General features: G+C 75.0%; 19 protein-coding genes. 9 read left to right on the top strand and 10 right to left on the bottom strand.

All coding sequences use genetic code 11. The features are described 5' to 3' along the window. Nucleotides 1-100 precede the first annotated feature (100 nt). Complete coding sequence (locus tag ACRYR8_RS09755; protein ID WP_432484281.1) at nt 101-1,123, top strand: heme o synthase; 1,023 nt, start codon at nt 101-103, stop codon at nt 1,121-1,123. A 289-nt stretch (nt 1,124-1,412) separates the two neighbouring features. Here ACRYR8_RS09755 and ACRYR8_RS09750 read toward each other — a convergent pair whose 3' ends face one another. From ACRYR8_RS09750 to ACRYR8_RS09740, 3 genes are all read right to left on the bottom strand, one after another. Beyond that, entirely contained in the window at nt 1,413-2,324 is a 912-nt protein-coding gene (locus ACRYR8_RS09750) for a COX15/CtaA family protein (RefSeq protein ID WP_432484298.1), read from the bottom strand. 67 nt (nt 2,325-2,391) lie between these two features. Next, nucleotides 2,392-3,207, bottom strand: a complete 816-nt coding sequence (locus ACRYR8_RS09745) for an ABC transporter permease (RefSeq protein WP_432484280.1) — start codon at nt 3,205-3,207, stop codon at nt 2,392-2,394. Beyond that, nucleotides 3,204-4,166: an ABC transporter ATP-binding protein gene (locus ACRYR8_RS09740; RefSeq protein WP_432484278.1), complete on the bottom strand. Its 963-nt coding sequence runs from the start codon at nt 4,164-4,166 to the stop codon at nt 3,204-3,206. The genes ACRYR8_RS09745 and ACRYR8_RS09740 overlap by 4 nt, the downstream gene beginning before the upstream one ends. 136 nt (nt 4,167-4,302) lie before the next feature. On the opposite strand from ACRYR8_RS09740, the gene ACRYR8_RS09735 reads away from it, so the two are divergent. Genes ACRYR8_RS09735 through ACRYR8_RS09715 form a run of 5 tightly spaced genes read left to right on the top strand, consistent with a single transcriptional unit; the run spans nt 4,303 to nt 8,944 of the window. Further along, entirely contained in the window at nt 4,303-5,121 is an 819-nt protein-coding gene (locus tag ACRYR8_RS09735; protein ID WP_432484297.1) for a helix-turn-helix transcriptional regulator, read from the top strand. Between the two features lie 8 nt (nt 5,122-5,129). Next, on the top strand, nt 5,130-6,560 hold the full coding sequence (sufB, locus tag ACRYR8_RS09730; protein WP_432484276.1) for a Fe-S cluster assembly protein SufB: 1,431 nt from the start codon (nt 5,130-5,132) through the stop codon (nt 6,558-6,560). Next, complete coding sequence (gene sufD, locus ACRYR8_RS09725) at nt 6,560-7,786, top strand: Fe-S cluster assembly protein SufD (RefSeq protein ID WP_432484275.1); 1,227 nt, start codon at nt 6,560-6,562, stop codon at nt 7,784-7,786. The genes sufB and sufD overlap by 1 nt, the downstream gene beginning before the upstream one ends. Further along, a complete protein-coding gene (gene sufC, locus ACRYR8_RS09720; RefSeq protein ID WP_432484273.1) occupies nt 7,786-8,544 on the top strand; it encodes a Fe-S cluster assembly ATPase SufC in 759 nt (252 codons plus the stop codon). Before sufD ends, sufC begins: the two co-directional genes overlap by 1 nt. Before the next feature lie 16 nt (nt 8,545-8,560). Further along, nucleotides 8,561-8,944, top strand: a complete 384-nt coding sequence (locus tag ACRYR8_RS09715; RefSeq protein WP_432484271.1) for a metal-sulfur cluster assembly factor — start codon at nt 8,561-8,563, stop codon at nt 8,942-8,944. 122 nt (nt 8,945-9,066) lie between these two features. Here ACRYR8_RS09715 and ACRYR8_RS09710 read toward each other — a convergent pair whose 3' ends face one another. From ACRYR8_RS09710 to ACRYR8_RS09700, 3 genes are read right to left on the bottom strand one after another with little or no spacing between them, the layout of a single operon-like run. Continuing rightward, nucleotides 9,067-9,759, bottom strand: coding sequence for a CbiQ family ECF transporter T component (locus ACRYR8_RS09710; protein ID WP_432484269.1), 693 nt, complete (start codon nt 9,757-9,759; stop codon nt 9,067-9,069). Next, on the bottom strand, nt 9,756-10,427 hold the full coding sequence (locus ACRYR8_RS09705; RefSeq protein ID WP_432484267.1) for an energy-coupling factor ABC transporter ATP-binding protein: 672 nt from the start codon (nt 10,425-10,427) through the stop codon (nt 9,756-9,758). Before ACRYR8_RS09705 ends, ACRYR8_RS09710 begins: the two co-directional genes overlap by 4 nt. A 34-nt stretch (nt 10,428-10,461) precedes the next feature. Next, complete coding sequence (locus ACRYR8_RS09700) at nt 10,462-11,145, bottom strand: biotin transporter BioY (protein ID WP_432484266.1); 684 nt, start codon at nt 11,143-11,145, stop codon at nt 10,462-10,464. 122 nt (nt 11,146-11,267) lie between these two features. Between ACRYR8_RS09700 and ACRYR8_RS09695 the strand changes: the two genes are divergently transcribed. Beyond that, nucleotides 11,268-12,866 carry an ABC-F family ATP-binding cassette domain-containing protein gene (locus ACRYR8_RS09695; RefSeq protein ID WP_432484265.1) on the top strand — a complete coding sequence of 533 codons (1,599 nt, stop codon included), beginning with the start codon at nt 11,268-11,270 and terminating at the stop codon, nt 12,864-12,866. Between the two features lie 82 nt (nt 12,867-12,948). Next, nucleotides 12,949-13,227 (top strand): helix-turn-helix domain-containing protein, encoded by a 279-nt coding sequence (locus tag ACRYR8_RS09690; protein ID WP_432484264.1) that lies wholly within the window; start codon nt 12,949-12,951, stop codon nt 13,225-13,227. A gap of 30 nt (nt 13,228-13,257) precedes the next feature. Here the strand turns inward: ACRYR8_RS09690 and ACRYR8_RS09685 are convergent, their stop codons facing one another. The 4 genes from ACRYR8_RS09685 to ACRYR8_RS09670 form a co-directional block, all read right to left on the bottom strand. Continuing rightward, complete coding sequence (locus ACRYR8_RS09685; protein ID WP_432484263.1) at nt 13,258-14,010, bottom strand: SDR family oxidoreductase; 753 nt, start codon at nt 14,008-14,010, stop codon at nt 13,258-13,260. 70 nt (nt 14,011-14,080) lie between these two features. Next, nucleotides 14,081-15,073, bottom strand: coding sequence for an SURF1 family cytochrome oxidase biogenesis protein (locus tag ACRYR8_RS09680; protein ID WP_432484262.1), 993 nt, complete (start codon nt 15,071-15,073; stop codon nt 14,081-14,083). Continuing rightward, the gene (locus tag ACRYR8_RS09675) at nt 15,070-15,339 is read right to left on the bottom strand and encodes a hypothetical protein (RefSeq protein WP_432484261.1); all 270 of its coding nucleotides are present in this window, start codon (nt 15,337-15,339) and stop codon (nt 15,070-15,072) included. The genes ACRYR8_RS09680 and ACRYR8_RS09675 overlap by 4 nt, the downstream gene beginning before the upstream one ends. An 86-nt stretch (nt 15,340-15,425) precedes the next feature. After that, nucleotides 15,426-15,842, bottom strand: coding sequence for a DUF3099 domain-containing protein (locus ACRYR8_RS09670; RefSeq protein WP_432484260.1), 417 nt, complete (start codon nt 15,840-15,842; stop codon nt 15,426-15,428). A 101-nt stretch (nt 15,843-15,943) separates the two neighbouring features. Between ACRYR8_RS09670 and fabG the strand changes: the two genes are divergently transcribed. Beyond that, the gene (fabG, locus tag ACRYR8_RS09665; RefSeq protein WP_432484259.1) at nt 15,944-16,741 is read left to right on the top strand and encodes a 3-oxoacyl-ACP reductase FabG; all 798 of its coding nucleotides are present in this window, start codon (nt 15,944-15,946) and stop codon (nt 16,739-16,741) included. The last annotated feature ends 14 nt before the right edge of the window (nt 16,742-16,755 follow it).

Genomic DNA, 16,755 nt, shown 5'->3' with positions numbered 1-16,755 from the left:
CGGCGGGCTCTTCGGCGCCACGACGCGCCCCGGACAACGACACGACGTAATAGAGGCGTAGCATCGCCGGTGCCCGCTACCGCCTCGCCCAGAGGATCCTGTGACTGTCGTCGACCCGCGTCCCTCCGACGCCCCTGCGCACTCGCGGCCCCTGCTGGGACGCCGGCGCGGGGCTCCCCGGGGACCCAGCCGATTCCCTCGCGCCACGGCCTACCTCGCCCTGACCAAGCCGCGCATCATCGAGCTGCTGCTCATCACGACGATCCCCGTCATGGTCTTCGCGGCCGGTGGTCCACCCCCGTTGGGCCTGGTGCTGGCCACGTTCGTCGGCGGCGCCTTCGCGGCCGGCTGCGCCAACACGCTGAACTGCTACTTCGACCGCGACATCGACGCGCTCATGAAGCGCACCTCGAAGCGTCCGCTGGTCACCGGCGAGGTCACCCCCCGCCAGGCGCTGGCCTTCGCCGCGGTCCTCGGCCTGGCGTCGGTGGCGCTGTTCGTCGCCTTCGTCAACGTGCTCTCGGCGGTGCTGGCCGTGACGGCCATCGCGCTGTACATCCTGGGCTACACGCTCCTGCTGAAGCGGCGCACCTCCCAGAACATCGTCTGGGGCGGCGTCGCCGGCTGCATGCAGGTGCTCATCGGCTGGACGGCGGTGACGGGCCGGCTGGACTGGGCGCCGTTCGTGCTCTTCGGCGTCATCTTCCTGTGGACGCCCCCGCACTACTGGCCCCTGTCGGTGCGCTACCGCGAGGACTACGCCAACGCGGGGGTGCCGATGCTGCCCGTCGTCGCCAAGCCCACCACGGTCTCCCGCCAGATCGTGGCCTACACCGTGGCGATGGTGGTGTGCTCCCTGCTGCTGGTGCCCGTGGGCGGTGCCGGCGTGGTCTACGGCGCGGCAGCCGTCGTGCTCGGTGCCGGCTTCCTGGCCCAGACGATCGCCCTGCACGGGCGCGCCCGCCGCTTCGAGCGGGAGACCGGGGGCCGCGACGCCGGAACCGCCGAGCAGCTCAAGCGCATCAGCCCCATGGGCGTCTTCCACGGCTCCATCACCTACCTGACGCTGCTGTCCATCGCCGTGGCGGTGGACCCGTTCGTGCGGATCGCCTGGCCCCTCTGAGGCTGCTCGGCCCCGGGCCCCCGTCGACCACCTCCCGGTCGGCGGGGGCTCGTCACGTCTCGTCCTCGTGGCGCTGGGGCGCTGGGGCGCGGTGGTCGCCGTGGCGGGGCGGTGGCGGGTGCCGGGCCCGGCTCTGCCGAGCGCCACGGGGGAGAGGTGACCGGAGGCGGGGTGACTGACCGCACCCGCCCACCACCCGGCTGCGGGCCGGGCCACGGCGACGCGCCCGCGGGGGAGACGGCGAGCGCCGGGCACCCGACGGGGTGCCCGGCGCTCGGGAGCGGGCCCGTCAGGCCGTGGCGGCCGCAGGGGCCGGGGAGGCGGGGGAGAGGGCCTCGCGGGGGGCGGTGAGGGCGCACAGCAGGCGGACCTGGAAGACCACGAGGGCGCAGGCGCCGGCCATGTGGACGGCCACCAGGACCCAGGGCAGGTCGGTGAAGTACTGCACGTACCCGACGACGGCCTGCGCCAGCGTCACCAGCAGCAGGTGGACCGAGGCCCGTCGGGCGGACCGCGGGGCGCCGGTGGCCCGCAGAGCGACGACCAGGCCCACGAGCAGGCCGGTGTAGGCCATGACGAGGTCGGCGTGCAGCCAACTCACGGACTGCGGGTCCAGGCTGAAGCGGGCCGGTTCGTCGGCGTCGCCGGAGTGCGGCCCGGAGCCGGTGACGACCGTGCCGACGACGACGACCGCGTACAGCACCACCGCGGACAGCCAGGCCGCCCCGCGCACCTCGCGGCGCACGACGGTCACCCGGGGACCGGGCGCCTCCAGCCCGCGGCGCCACAGGACGGTGGAGGCCGTCACCAGCAGCATCGAGACCAGGAAGTGCGTCATGACGAAGCCGGGGTGCAGGTCCGTGTGCACGGTGATGCCGCCGATGACGGCCTGCGCGAGGATCCCGAAGATCAGCAGCCCCACGTACGGCAGCAGGTCGCGGCGCCGGTTGCGCCACACGACCACGAGGCAGGCCAGGGCGAGCAGGCCCACCAGGCCGGTGAGGGTGCGGTTCCCGAACTCGATCCACTTGTGGTAGCCCTCCTCCTGCACCACCACGGGGGTGTAGGAGCCCGGCACGCACTGCGGCCACGTCGGGCAGCCCAGACCGGACCCGGTCAGTCGCACCACGCCGCCCGTCACGACGATGAGGCACTCCCCGAGGACGTTCAGCAGCAGCACGAGGCTGCTCCAGGTGCCCAGCGCGCCGCGCGCGAGGGGCCGGGTGTCCGCACCGGCGGCGGTGGAGGTCAGTCCCACGTCGTGCTCACTACTCCCAGGAGAACCATCGGGCGGACGCGGCGGCGGCCGCGGCCGCCCACGCGAGGAGGACGAGCAGCGGGCCGACGGCCACGACGTGCTCGGTGAGGGCGCTGCGCAGCGCGGTGCCCAGGGCGCCGGAGGGCAGCGCGGAGGTGAGGGCCGGCACGGGCGAGGGCAGCACCAGGCCGCCCCCGGCCAGCAGCAGGACCCACACGAAGTTGGCGGCCGCCAGGGTCGCCTCGGCGCGCACGGTGCCGGCGAGCAGCAGCGCCAGGGCGGTGAAGGCCGCGCACCCCAGCACCAGGGCCGGCAGGGCCGCGAGCATCCCCAGGGCGTCGGGTCGCCAGCCGCAGGCGACGGCCACGGCGCACAGCACGAGCACCTGCACGGCCACCAGGACGGCCACCGCGCCGGCCTTGCCGGCCAGCAGCCCACCGCGGCCCAGCGGGCTGGTCGCCAGCAGGCGCAGCACCCCGTTGCGGCGGTCGAAGCCGGTCGCGATGGCCTGGCCGGTGAACGAGGTGGAGACCACCGCCACGGCCAGCACCCCGGCCAGCGCCAGGGAGGTCCGGTCGCCCTCGCCGAGGTCGACCGACGTGGTGCGCGCCGCCGCCACGAGCACGATGACCGGCAGCACGAGGGTCAGCAGCAGTTGCTCGCCGTTGCGCAGGGCCACGCGCGCCTCCAGCCCGGCCTGGCGCAGGGTGCGCCGGAGGAAGGGGGCGGCGCCGCCGCGGGGGGTGAGGTCGAGGGCCGGGCGGGGGACGCTTCCGCCGGCCGGCCCGCTGCGCCCGGGGGAGGCGGCCACGCCTGCGCCGCTCACCGCAGCGTCCGGCCCGTGAGGTCGAGGAACACGTCCTCGAGGGTACGGCGGGCGGCGCCCAGGCCCTGGGGCAGCACGTCGTGGGTGGCGCACCAGGAGGTGACGGTCGCGGCGGTGCGCGGGTCCGCGGGCACGCCGGAGACGACGTAGCGCCCCGGTTCGGGCTCGGCGACCACCGCCCCGGCGGGCAGGGCCGCGGCGAGGGAGCCGGTGGGCAGTCCCGAGCGCGCGCCGAAGGTGAGGGCGGCGGCCCCGCGGGTGAGCTCCTCGGGGGACCCGGCGGCCACCACGCGGCCGTGGTCGACGACGACGACCTCGTCCGCCAGCCGCTCGGCCTCCTCCATGAGGTGGGTGGTCAGCAGCACGGCCACGCCGGCGTCGCGCGCCTCGCGCACCACGTCCCAGACGGCCAGGCGGGCCTGCGGGTCCAGCCCGGAGCTGGGCTCGTCCAGGAAGAGCAGCTCGGGGCGCCCCACGAGGGCGCACGCCAGCGCGAGGCGTTGGCGCTGACCGCCCGAGAGCCGGCGCACGCGGGTGCGGGCGAAGGAGGTCAGCCCCAGGCGCTCGGCCAGCGGGCCGACCGGCAGCGGGTCGCTGTGCAGGCCGGCGAGGTGGCGCAGCGCCTCCAGGGCGCCCACCCCGGTGGGCAGCCCGCCGTCCTGCAGCACGACGCCCACCCGGGGGCGCAGGGCGGCCCCGTCGGTGGCCGGGTCGCGGTCGAGGACCCGAAGCGTCCCGGAGTCGACGCGGCGCAGCCCTTCGCAGCAGGCGACGGTCGTGGTCTTGCCCGCGCCGTTGGGGCCCAGCAGGGCGGTCACCCGGCCGCGGCGCGCGGTGAAGCTCAGCCCGTCCAGGACGGCGGTGCCGCCGTAGCTCTTGCGCAGCGCGCGCGCCTCGACCGCGAGGTCCGCGGCGTCGCCGGGCGCGGGGGCGGTGGGGGAGGAGGGGGCGGCGGCCACGGGGCACGAGTCTACGAGCCGCGGTAGTAGCCGCGGTCCGTCGCGGACGTGTCCCACCTCACCCCTGGCGGCCCAGGCCGGGCGGGGGCCCGCGTTCCGCGCGGAGGAGCATTTAGGTAACATGGACGTTGTGGAAATGGTGAGGGTCACCTCACCCCGGGCGCGTGCCGGGGGTGAGCAGAGCGCCGCTGAGCTGCGCACGCGCACCCGCGTGCACGCCGCAGTGGCCGAGCTGGGCCCGGTCAGCGCGGCCCGCATCGCCACCCTGCTCGGCCTGAGCGGTCCCGCGGTGCGCCGGCACCTGGACGCGATGGTCGCCGAGGGCGTCCTGGAGACGCGCGAGCCGCGCCCCGCCCAGCGCCGCGGCCGCGGCCGGCCCGCGCGCGAGTTCGTCGTCTCCTCCGCCGGGCACGACTCCATGGCGGCCGGCTACGACGACCTGGCCCTGGCCGCGCTGACCTACCTGGCCCAGGTGCAGGGGCCCGAGGCCGTCGCCGCCTTCGCCGAGCAGCGCTTCGCCGCGCTGGAGGCTCGCCTGTCGGCCGTCCTGCCGGCCGGTGCCTCCACATCCGAGCGCGTCGAGGCCCTGGCCCAGGCCCTGGCCGCTCAGGGCTTTTCGGCCTCGGCCCGACCGGTGGGGGGCGGAACAGGCGCCGAGGGGACGCAGTTGTGCCAGGGGCACTGCCCCGTGCGCCGCGTCGCCGAGGCCTTCCCCGAGCTGTGCGAGGCCGAGCGGCGCGCGTTCGAGCGGGTCCTGGGCACGCGCGTGCAGCGCCTGGCCACGCTGGCCCACGGCGACCACGTGTGCACCACGCACGTCCCGCACGGCCCGCCGCACGAGGCCCCGCCGGGTCGAGGCCCGCAGGACCAGGGCCCCCGCCGGGGCCCGTACCAGACTCCCCTCGCCGTCACCACCGCGGGGAACCAGACGCCGACGGAAGGACGACGACTGTGACCGACACCGTGTCTGACACCCAGACCACCGACCTGGCGGGACCGCCGGAGCTCGAGGGCCTGGGCAAGTACCGCTACGGGTGGGCCGACTCCGACAGCGCCGGCTCCACCGCGCGCCGCGGGCTGTCCGAGGAGGTCGTGCGCGACATCTCGGCGAAGAAGGGCGAGCCCGAGTGGATGCTGCAGATGCGCCTGAAGGCGCTGAAGCTGTTCTACCGCAAGCCCATGCCCAACTGGGGCTCGGACCTCACCGGCATCGACTTCGACAACATCAAGTACTTCGTGCGCTCCACGGAGAAGCAGGCCACCAGCTGGGACGAGCTGCCCGAGGACATCAAGAACACCTACGACCGCCTGGGCATCCCGGAGGCCGAGAAGCAGCGCCTCATCGCCGGCGTCGCCGCGCAGTACGAGTCGGAGGTCGTCTACCACCAGATCCGCGAGGACCTGGAGGAGAAGGGCGTCATCTTCGTCGACACCGACACCGGCCTGCGCGAGCACGAGGAGCTCTTCAAGGAGTACTTCGGCACCGTCATCCCCGTCGGTGACAACAAGTTCGCCTCGCTGAACACCGCGGTGTGGTCCGGCGGCTCCTTCATCTACGTGCCCCCGGGCGTCCACGTCGACATCCCGCTGCAGGCCTACTTCCGGATCAACACCGAGAACATGGGCCAGTTCGAGCGGACGCTGATCATCGCCGACGAGGGCTCGTACGTGCACTACGTCGAGGGCTGCACCGCGCCGATCTACCAGTCCGACTCGCTGCACTCGGCGGTCGTGGAGATCGTCGTGAAGAAGAACGCCCGCGTGCGGTACACGACCATCCAGAACTGGTCCAACAACGTCTACAACCTGGTGACCAAGCGCGCCACGGCCGCCGAGGGCGCCACCATGGAGTGGATCGACGGCAACATCGGCTCCAAGGTGACGATGAAGTACCCGGCGATCTACCTCATGGGCGAGCACGCCAAGGGCGAGACGCTGTCCATCGCGATGGCCGGTGAGGGCCAGCACCAGGACGCGGGCGCCAAGATGGTGCACGCCGCGCCGCACACCGCCAGCTCGATCGTCTCCAAGTCGATCGCCCGCGGTGGCGGGCGCACCTCCTACCGCGGCCTCATCCAGGTCCTGGAGGGGGCGCACCACTCGGCCTCGACGGTGCGCTGCGACGCGCTGCTGGTCGACACCATCTCCCGCTCGGACACGTACCCGTACAACGACATCCGCGAGGACGACGTCGTCATGGGGCACGAGGCGACCGTCTCCAAGGTGAGCGACGACCAGCTCTTCTACCTCATGAGCCGCGGCATGGCCGAGGACGAGGCCATGGCCATGATCGTCCGTGGTTTCATCGAGCCCGTGGCGCGCGAGCTGCCCATGGAGTACGCGCTGGAACTGAACCGCCTGATCGAGCTGCAGATGGAAGGGGCCGTCGGCTGATGACCGCCGTCGACGAGACGAAGACCGACCCGGCGGCGGGTTCCCCCGTCAACACCGCCCGGGCGCACAGCCACGGTGCCGGCGTGGTGCCGGACGCCAGCCGCGCCGAGCGCGTGACGTCCTTCGACGTCGCCGACTTCGCCGTGCCCACCGGCCGCGAGGAGGAGTGGAAGTTCTCGCCGCTGCGCGAGTTCGCCCCCCTGTTCGAGGCCGCCCCCGCCGGCTCCGCCCGGGTCGAGGTCACCGCGCCCGACGCGGTGGTGCACCGCACCGGCACGCTGCAGGAGGTGGGCGCCGGCACGGCGTTCACCCCCGGTGACCGGATCGCGGCCGCCGGCTGGGCCGCCACCACCGAGGCGCACCTGGTCTCCGTCCCGGCCGAGGCCGAACTGGACGCCCCCGTGCTGGTGGCGGTGCGCGGCACCGCCGGCAGCACCACGTCCGGGCACCTGGTCGTCGAGGCCGGCCACCACGCCAAGGCCCTCGTCGTCGTGGCGCACACCGGCTCCGGCGCCCACCGCGGCGGCGTGGAGGTGCGTGCCGGCGACGGCTCCGACCTGACCGTCGTGACGCTGCAGGAGTGGGACGCCGACGCCGTGCACGTCGGCCAGCACGACGTCCTGGTCGGGCGCGACGCCCGAGTGCGGCACATCGCCGTCAGCCTCGGCGGCAAGGCGGTGCGGGTGTCCACCAACGTGCGCTACGCCGCACCCGGTGGCGACGCGCAGGCCCTGGGCGTCTACTTCGCGGACGCCGGCCAGCACCTGGAGCACCGCCTGTTCGTCGACCACGAAGCCACGAACTGCAAGAGCTACGTGGAGTACAAGGGCGCCCTGCAGGGCGCCGACGCGCACGCGGTGTGGATCGGTGACGTCCTCATCCGCGCCGCCGCCGAGGGCACCGAGACCTACGAGCTCAACCGCAACCTGGTCCTCACCGACGGCGCGCGCGCCGACTCGGTGCCGAACCTGGAGATCGAGACCGGTGAGATCGTCGGGGCGGGCCACGCCTCGGCGACCGGCCGCTTCGACGACGAGCAGCTGTTCTACCTGCAGGCGCGCGGCATCCCCGAGGACGAGGCCCGCCGGCTGGTGGTGCGCGGCTTCTTCGCCGGCATCGTCGAGCGCATCGGCGTGCCGGAGATCTCCGAGCGACTCATGACCACGATCGAGACCGAGCTCGCCGCCACCGCCCTGGCCGGCGCGAGCAGCACCGAGGAGAACTGATGCCCACGCTGGAGATCCGCGACCTGCACGTCACGGTCGACGAGGCCGACGGCGGCACCAAGGAGATCCTCCGCGGTGTCGACCTCACCCTGAAGTCGGGCGAGGTGCACGCGGTCATGGGCCCGAACGGGTCCGGCAAGTCGACCCTGGCGTACTCCATCGCCGGCCACCCCAAGTACACCGTCACCGGTGGCTCGGTGACGTTGGACGGCGAGGACGTGCTGGCGATGAGCGTCGACGAGCGCGCCCGCGCCGGCCTGTTCCTGGCCATGCAGTACCCCGTCGAGGTCCCCGGTGTGACGGTGTCGAACTTCCTGCGCACCGCCAAGACCGCCATCGACGGCGAGGCGCCGAAGCTCCGCACCTGGGTCAAGGACGTCAAGCAGGCGATGGACGACCTGAAGATGGACCCCACCTTCGCCGAGCGCAACGTCAACGAGCACTTCTCCGGCGGTGAGAAGAAGCGCCACGAGATCCTGCAGATGGAGCTGCTCAAGCCGAAGTTCGCGGTCCTGGACGAGACCGACTCCGGCCTGGACGTCGACGCGCTGAAGGTCGTCTCCGAGGGCGTCAACCGCGCCCTGGCGAGCACCGGCCCCGGCGTGCTCCTGATCACCCACTACACGCGGATCCTGCGCTACATCAAGCCGCAGTTCGTCCACGTCTTCGTCGAGGGCCGCGTCGCCGAGCAGGGTGGTCCCGAGCTCGCCGACTCCCTCGAGGAGACCGGTTACGACCGCTTCCTCACCCGCGCCTGAGACCCCGGAGGTCGTCGTGAGCGACACCACCACCCAGAGCACCGAGCAGCCCGCCGAGCAGCCCGCCGCCCCCGCGGCGGCGGGCCCGGTCCCCGCCCCCGTGGAGGAGGTGGAGGAGGCCCTCAAGGACGTCGTGGACCCCGAGCTGGGCATCAACGTCGTCGACCTCGGCCTGATCTACGGGCTGTCGGTGTCCGAGGAGAACGTGGCCACCATCGACATGACGCTCACCAGCGCGGCGTGCCCGCTGACCGACGTCATCGAGGACCAGACCCGGCAGGCGCTGACCGACGTGGTCGCCGACCACCGCATCAACTGGGTGTGGATGCCGCCGTGGGGGCCGGAGAAGATCACCGACGACGGGCGTGAGCAGCTGCGCGCGCTCGGCTTCAACGTCTGAGACGACAACGCCCGGGAACGACGCCTGAGCGTTCCCACCCGCGACCTCGACCGGGGGCCGGCCGCCACAGCGGCCGGCCCCCGGTCGCGTCCCGTCCCCACGCACGGGCCTCCCCGCGGGGCTCACCCCTCCTGCTCGGGGTCCTCGCCCGGGCCGTGCTCGAGCCCGCGCGCGGCCAGCGCCTCGCTGACCGCCTCGGCGTGCGCCACGGTGCGCACCACCGCCGGCACCAGCACCGCCCGCGGGTTCCGCTGCAGGCCGCGGGCCGCGGCAGCGTCGCGCGCGTCGGCGAGCAGCCCCGCCACCACCGGCACCCCCGCCACGGCCACCGTGAACGTCAGCGCCACCTGCTCGGGGTGCACCCCCACCCGCCGCAGCGGCCGGGCTGCCTGCGCCACGGCGTCCAGCAGCACCGGGACCGGGGTGGTCGCGGTCACCGCGGCCGCCGCCCACAGGCACCCCACGAGCCCGGCGAGCACCGCCGCAGCCCGCGCCGGGCCCTGCGACCACACCTGGAACGCCCCCAGCGCCACCAGAACCCACGCCAGCGAGCGCAGCTGCCCGGCCAGGTAGCTCGGCCGCAGCCCGGCGCTCAGCGCCGCACCGGCGACCACGGCGCACACCCCCGCCAGGACCAGCGCCGCGGGCACCGGCGCCAGCAGCCACCGGGTCAGGCCCGTGGCCAGCCCGACGCCCACCAGCGCCAGGAGCTTCGCGCCCGCGCCGGCGCGGTGCAGCCAGGAGGTGCCCGGTTGCAGCCGGCCCAGCAGGGGCGCCGCCGTCGCCAGCCCGCGACGTCGGTGCGACCACCTCACGCGCCGGCCCGGTACGCGGCCACGACCTCGGCGGCCGGTCCGTCGGCGACCAGCCGTCCGCCCTCCAGCCACAGCGCCCGCCGCGTGCGGGCGGCCAGGTCCAGGTCGTGGGTGGCCACCACCAGCTGCGCCGGCGAGCTCAGCAGCACGTCCGCCACGCGCCGGGCGTTGCGCAGGTCCAGCAGCGTCGTCGGCTCGTCGCACGCCAGCACCGCCGGGCCGGTGGCCAGGACCGCCGTCAGGGCCAGCAGCTGGCGTTGCCCCGACGACAGCCGGCGCACCCCGGCGTCGGCGCCCTCGGCCAGCCCCTGCTCCGCCAGCAGCGCTCGGGCCCGGGGCTCCCGCTCACGCCGGGGCACCCCGGCGCGGCGCAGCGACAGGACCACGTCTTCCAGCGGGGTGGGCATGACCACCTGCGCGTCGGGGTCGGGGAAGACGAACCCCACCCGCCGGCGCACCGCGGCCAGGGCGAGCTCCGGCTGCAGGCCGTCGACCTCCACGGTGCCCGCCGAGGGCAGCACCAGGCCGTTGAGCAGGCGCAGCAGCGTGGACTTGCCCGAGCCGTTGGGACCGACCAGCGCGATCGAGGGTTCGGCGAGGTCCACGCTCAGCGGGTGCAGGACCACCCGGGCCCCGGCGCGCACCTCGGCCCCCGACAAGCGGATCACGCCGGCCCGCCCGGCCCGGGCACGGCCGTCCCGCTCAGCGGCCCAGCAGCAGCCGCGGGGAGGCGCGGTGCACCGCGGTGGCCACCACGACGGCCACGACGGCCTTGACGAGGTCGCCGGGCACGTAGCGCAGCGATGCGACCGCCGCCTCGCCCGGCTCCAGGCCGCCGGCCAGCGCCATGCCCGGCACCCCGCCGGCGTGCACGACGGCGATCCCGCCCAGCAGGCAGCCCGCGACGGCACCGGCCAGCGGTGCCCGGCGGCGGGCGCCGGCGCGCGCCAGCGCCCCGGTGACCAGCGCCCCGGCGGGGTAGGCCAGCAGGAACCCGGCGCTGGGACCGGCCAGGACCGCCAGCCCCGCCGCTCCGCCGGCGAACACCGGCAGCCCGGCCAGGCCCAGGACCAGGTACACCAGCGCCGCCAGCGCGCCCCGCCAGGGCCCCAGCACCGTCCCGCACAGCATCAGGCCCAGCGTCTGCAGGGTGATCGGCACGCCGAGCGGGCCGACCGGCAGCGCCGGCGTCAGCGCCAGCGCGGCCACGAGTGCGGCGAAGACGGCCACCAGGGCCAGGTCACGGGTGCGGCCGGCCGGGCGGCGCACGTCGTCGAGCGCCCCGCCCGCCGCCTCGCGGGGGGGACGGCGGGACACGTCGGGGCGGGTTCCGGCGGCTGCCCGCGCGGCGGCGCGCGCCGGCGACCGGCGCAGGGGGGATGGCATGGCGTGACGGTAGCGGACCGGCGTGCGGGTGCGGGGCGCACGCGGGTGGTCGGGACGGGCCGGCGCGCGAACGCCCTAGGATGGTGCCGTCCCCGACCTCCCGTCCGCTGAGAGCTGCCCCCGTGATCGTCGCGACCGACATCGAACTGCGTGCGGGAGCCCGGCTCCTGATGGAGGGCGTGAACTTCCGCGTCGCCGCCGGCGACCGCATCGGCCTGGTGGGCCGCAACGGCGCCGGCAAGACCACCTTGACAAAGGTGCTGGCCGGTGAGGCCCAGCCCGCCTCCGGCACCGTGACCCGTTCCGGTGAGATCGGCTACCTGCCGCAGGACCCGCGCGCCGGGGACCCGGAGATGCTCGCCCGCGACCGCATCCTGGCCGCCCGCGGCCTGGACGAGGTCATCACGCGCCTGCGGCGCGCCGAGCAGGACATGGCCAGCGAGGACCCCAAGGTCCGGGACCGGGCGATGGACCGCTACACCAAGCTCGACGCGCGGTTCGTGGCCATGGGCGGTTACACCGCCGAGAGCGAGGCGGCGCGCATCTGCGCGAACCTCAACCTGCCCGAACGCATCCTGGACCAGCCGCTGAAGACCCTCTCGGGCGGTCAGCGCCGGCGCGTGGAACTGGCCCGCATCCTCTTCTCGGCCAGCGAGACGCTGCTGCTGGACGAACCCACCAACCACCTGGACGCCGACTCCATCGCCTGGCTGCGCGACCACCTCAAGAGCTACTCCGGCGGCCTGATCGTCATCAGTCACGACGTCGAGCTGCTGGAGGTCGTCGTCAACCGGGTGTTCCACCTGGACGCCAACCGCGCCACGATCGACGTCTACAACGTGGGCTGGAAGAGCTACCTCAAGCAGCGCGAGACCGACGAGAAGCGCCGCCAGCGCGAGCGCGCCAACGCCGAGAAGAAGGCCGGTGCCCTCATGGCGCAGGCCGACAAGATGCGCGCCAAGGCCACCAAGGCGGTGGCCGCGCAGAACATGGCCAAGCGTGCCGAGCGCCTGGTCAGCGGCCTGGAGGACGTCCGGGCCCAGGACAAGGTCGCCAAGCTGCGCTTCCCCAAGCCCGCGCCCTGCGGCAAGACCCCCTTGACGGCGCAGGGGTTGTCGAAGTCCTACGGCTCGCTGGAGATCTTCACCGGGGTGGACCTGGCCATCGACCGCGGCAGCCGCGTGGTCATCCTGGGCCTGAACGGCGCGGGCAAGACGACGCTGCTGCGCATGCTGGGCGGGGTGGAGCAACCGGACACCGGCCGGATCATCGGCGGCCACGGCGTGAAGATCGGCTACTACGCCCAGGAGCACGAGACCCTGGACGTGGATCGGACCGTGCTGGAGAACATGCGCTCGGCGTCCCCCGACCTGGACGACACCCGGGTGCGCACCGTGCTGGGCTCCTTCCTGTTCTCCGGCGACGACGTCGACAAGCCCGCCGGGGTGCTCTCCGGTGGGGAGAAGACCCGCCTGGCGCTGGCCACCCTCGTCGTCTCCAGCGCCAACGTGCTGCTGCTGGACGAGCCGACGAACAACCTGGACCCGGCCAGCCGTGCGGAGATCCTGGACGCGCTGCGGCACTACGAGGGTGCCGTGGTGCTCGTCACCCACGACGAGGGGGCCGTGGAGGCTCTGGACCCCGAGCGCGTCGTGCTGCTGCCCGACGGCGTCGAGGACCTCTGGAACGCCTCCTACGCCGAGCTCGTCTCGCTCGCCTGACGCGCGCCCGGGCGAGGTCCCGGGACCTCGCCCGGCACTCGTGGACGCGTTCGAGTGGCCGATCGCGCCACAGGTGGTGACCATGGTGGGCGTCGGCGACGACGTGGAGGAGGTCGGTGTGACCGAGGCGGTCAAGCGGGGATCCCGGTTGAGCGGGACGGAACGCGCGCAGCTCGCCGAGGAGCTGTCGAAGGGGTACGCGGAGGGCAAGAGCATCCGTGCCCTGGCGGAGGAGGCCGGGCGCTCGTACGGCTTCGTCCACCGGCTGCTCAGTGAGAGCGAGGTCTCGCTGCGCAGCAGGGGTGGCGCCACCCGGGGGCGCACCAAGCAGCACCCGGAGCCCGAGCAGCGGGCGAGTTGAGCCCGGGCCGTGGACGGGGCCTCCGGCCGCTCACAGCGAGCGGTCGGCGCCCCCGTCCACGGTCAGGGACGCCCCGGTGACGTAGGAGGCCGCCGGGGACAGCAGGAACACCGCAGCGCGCGCGAACTCGTCGGGCAGACCGGCCCGGCGCAGCGGGACCGCGCCGAGCCCGTCGCCGTCCGGCGAGGCGGGCTCCTCGAACTCCAGGGGCGAGTCGGACTCGACCCGGCCCACGAGCACGTTGTTGATCCGGATCCCGCGCGGGCCCAGCTCGTCGGCCAGGGCCTTGGCGGCCATCGCCAGGCCGGGTCGCAGCCCGTTGGCGACCCCGGCCTCCTGGTCGGGGCTGCGCACGGTGCTCGACAGCAGCATCACCAGCGAGGCGCCCTCGCCGGTGGCGGCCTTGGCCACCGAGCGCGCCAGCCGCAGCGGACCCAGCAGGCTGGCCTCGAACGCCTCGCGCCACGAGGCGTCGGTGGCCTCCAGCACGGACGAGGTGGGCGGCGTGCCGCAGGAGACGACGGCCCCGTCCAGGCGCCCGAAGCGGGCGTTGGCGGCGGCGACCAGGCGCGTCTCGGTACCGGGCTCGGCGATGTCGCCGGGGACCAGCAGCATCCGCTCGGGGGAACCGATGCCGCCGGCGACGGCGGCCAGCTCCTCGGGGTCGCCGGCCGACAGCACCAGCAGCGCTCCCTCGTCGGCGAGCACCTGCGCGCAGGAGCGCCCCAGTCCGGTGGAGGCACCGGAAACGATGTAGACGCGGTCGCTCAGGCCAAGGTCCATGACCACATTGTTGCGCAGGGTGGCTAGTGAGCCACGCAGCATCACCACTCGGCGGTGCGTCGCGGGGTGCTCAGCGCTGCGGACGTGCCGATGCGTCCACGGCGAGGTCCTCGGCCTCCTCATCGCTGCCCCGGCGCACCGGGCGTGCCGAGCGCGCTGGGCGGGCCGGCCCGCGCCGCCGCGCGGCGGGTGGGGGAACCGGCCCGGAGGGCCCGCCCGGTGCCCCCGCGGCACCGTCCGGCACCTCCCGCACCGGCAGCGCCCGTGCCTGCAGCTCGCGACGGCCCGCCACGACCCAGACCACCAGCGCCGTCAGCGCGAACCCGTACCACTGCACCGTGTACGCCAGGTGCGGCCCCTCGTCGACCCCGGGGCGCTCGGGCAGGGCCGGTGCCGGCACCGCGGAAGGCGCCTCCGCGGCGAGCACCGCGTACCCGCCCCGCAGCGCCGGCGCCCCCGCGGAAGACGTCACCTCGGCCACCGGGCCGGCGGCGACGGACGAGACCTGCCCGCCGGGCACCGTGCTGTCACGGGCCGCCTCCCAGCCGCGCACCCGTGCCGTGACGGTGACCGTTCCCCGCGGCGGTGCCGGCACGGCGTCCGGCGCCCGAGTGGTGCTGCCGGCCGGGACCCAGCCGCGGTCCACCAGCAGGGCCGTGCCGTCACCCAGCACGAGCGGCACCAGCACGTCGTAGCCGATCGCCTCCCCGTGCTGGCGGTTGCGCACCAGGACGGTGGCGTCGGCGTCGTAGGTGCCGCTGACGCGCACGGGCGTCCACACGTCCTCCTCCGCCGGGGGCGAGCCGTCCGCCGGCAGGACGGTGTCCAGGGCGACGGGGGTGGCGTCGTAGTTGCTCACCAGCGGCGCGTTGGCGGCCAGCCGGGACTGGCGCCGGTGCCACTGCCACTGGCCCAGCAGCAGGCACACCACGGCCACGGCCACGGCCAGGCCCAGCCCGCGCCGCCAGCCCGGCTCGCGCAGCAACCCCAGCACGCCGCGAGCGCCGGTGCCGGCCGGTGGTCGGGCGGTGCCCGCTCCGGGCGGGGCAGCGGGCGCGCTCACGGGGTCAGGGCGTCGACGCCGACGACCTCCCGCAGGAAGCCGCGGGCGCCGAGGAACTGCGCGAGGTGCTCGCGGTGCTGCCCGCACGCCAGCCACGTCTTGCGCCGCTCGGGCGTGTGCAGGCTGGGGTTGTTCCACCGCAGGCCGAAGTCGGCGGGGGAGGTGCAGCCGCGGGCGCTGCAGACGAGGTCGGACGGCGGTTCGTGCCCCGGTTCCCCGGCGGAGCCTCGTGCGCCCGGCGCCGCGGGGACGGCTGGAGTGTCCACGGCGCCAGTCTCGCACCGCCGCGGCGCCCGGTCGACGTGCGGCGGCGCACCGGCCGCGGCCCGTGCCCGCACGAGCGCCGCCCGGCTCAGGAGGCCCGCTCCGAGCGCCCACCGGCGGGTGCACCCGGTGCACCGGACGCGTCGTCACCGGGGGAGCGCACCGAGGTGATGCGTGCTTCGAGGGCGGGCAGGTCGCGCACCGGCGCGTCCGGGACGTCGAAGGACTGCGGCGGCGGCCCCTTGGACTCCCGGCCGGCGTTGGCCAGCACGACGGCGACGTAGGGCAGGAAGAGGGCGCCGGCCACGAAGAGCCAGCGGGTCCAGTGGTCGACCAGGACGAACAGCACGAAGCAGGCCGTGCGGATCACCATGGAGACGACGTACTTGCGGTAGCGCACGCCGAGGTCGTCGGTGTGGGCGGTGGGGGCGGCGGTGATCCGGTAGACGCCGGCGGGGTCCGTGTGAGCGGTGTGCCCGCCGGCGGGGGTGGGGTGCGAGGGCACGACGCCCACGGTAAGCCCGGGGTACGACACCCGCCCCCGCTGCGAGCGCCGGCCGCGGTCGCCGGGCCGCGGGCCCCGGCGATGCGTTAGCTTTCCTCCCCGTGCCCGACGCCACCCCCGACGCAACCCCCGACGCCCCGTCCGCAGCCGCCACGAGGCCCGCGGCGAGCCCCGCCGCTCAGGCACCCGGCGAGCAGCGCACCCCGCGCAGCGTCCTGGTCACCGGCGGCAACCGCGGCATCGGCCTGGCCGTGGCGCGCGCCTTCGCCGCCCGGGGCGACCGGGTCGCGGTGACGCACCGCTCCGGAGAGGTCCCCGAGGGCCTGCTGGGGGTGCGCGCCGACGTCACCGACGGCGCCTCCCTGGACGCCGCGTTCGCCGAGGTGGAGCAGGCGCACGGGCCCGTCGAGGTGCTCGTCGCCAACGCCGGGATCACCCGCGACCAGCTGCTCATGCGCATGGGCGACGACGACTTCGACGCCGTCGTGGACACCAACCTCGCCGGGGCCTGGCGCTGCGCCCGCCGGGCGGTGCGCGGCATGGTGCGCGCCAAGCGCGGCCGCATCGTGTTCGTCTCCAGCGTCGTGGGCCTGTACGGCTCGCCCGGGCAGACGAACTACGCCGCCAGCAAGTCCGGCATGGTGGGCCTGGCCCGCTCCATCGCCCGCGAGCTGGGCGGGCGCGGCATCACCGCCAACGTCGTGGCGCCCGGGTTCATCGACACCGACATGACGCGCGAGCTGCCCGAGGCCACGCAGGCCGACTACGAGGGCCGCATCCCCGCCGGCCGGTTCGGCGACGTCGACGACGTCGCGCAGGCCGTGCTGTTCCTCGCCGACGCCGGCTACGTCAACGGCGCGGTGCTGCCCGTCGACGGCGGCCTCGGCATGGGCCACTGACACCAAGCGAAGGA

The organism is Kineococcus esterisolvens, from assembly GCF_050871405.1.
Lineage (GTDB): Bacteria > Actinomycetota > Actinomycetes > Actinomycetales > Kineococcaceae > Kineococcus.
This window is presented reverse-complemented; position numbering and strand designations above follow the sequence as displayed.

Bases quoted from the DNA above. Each gene is read 5' to 3' on its own strand.
- ACRYR8_RS09700 (WP_432484266.1), bottom strand. From the start codon at position 11,145: ATGCCATCCCCCCTGCGCCGGTCGCCGGCGCGCGCCGCCGCGCGGGCA.
- sufC (WP_432484273.1), top strand. From the start codon at position 7,786: ATGCCCACGCTGGAGATCCGCGACCTGCACGTCACGGTCGACGAGGCC.
- sufD (WP_432484275.1), top strand. From the start codon at position 6,560: ATGACCGCCGTCGACGAGACGAAGACCGACCCGGCGGCGGGTTCCCCC.
- ACRYR8_RS09735 (WP_432484297.1), top strand. From the start codon at position 4,303: ATGGTGAGGGTCACCTCACCCCGGGCGCGTGCCGGGGGTGAGCAGAGC.
- ACRYR8_RS09685 (WP_432484263.1), bottom strand. From the start codon at position 14,010: ATGGACCTTGGCCTGAGCGACCGCGTCTACATCGTTTCCGGTGCCTCC.
- ACRYR8_RS09690 (WP_432484264.1), top strand. From the start codon at position 12,949: ATGGTGGGCGTCGGCGACGACGTGGAGGAGGTCGGTGTGACCGAGGCG.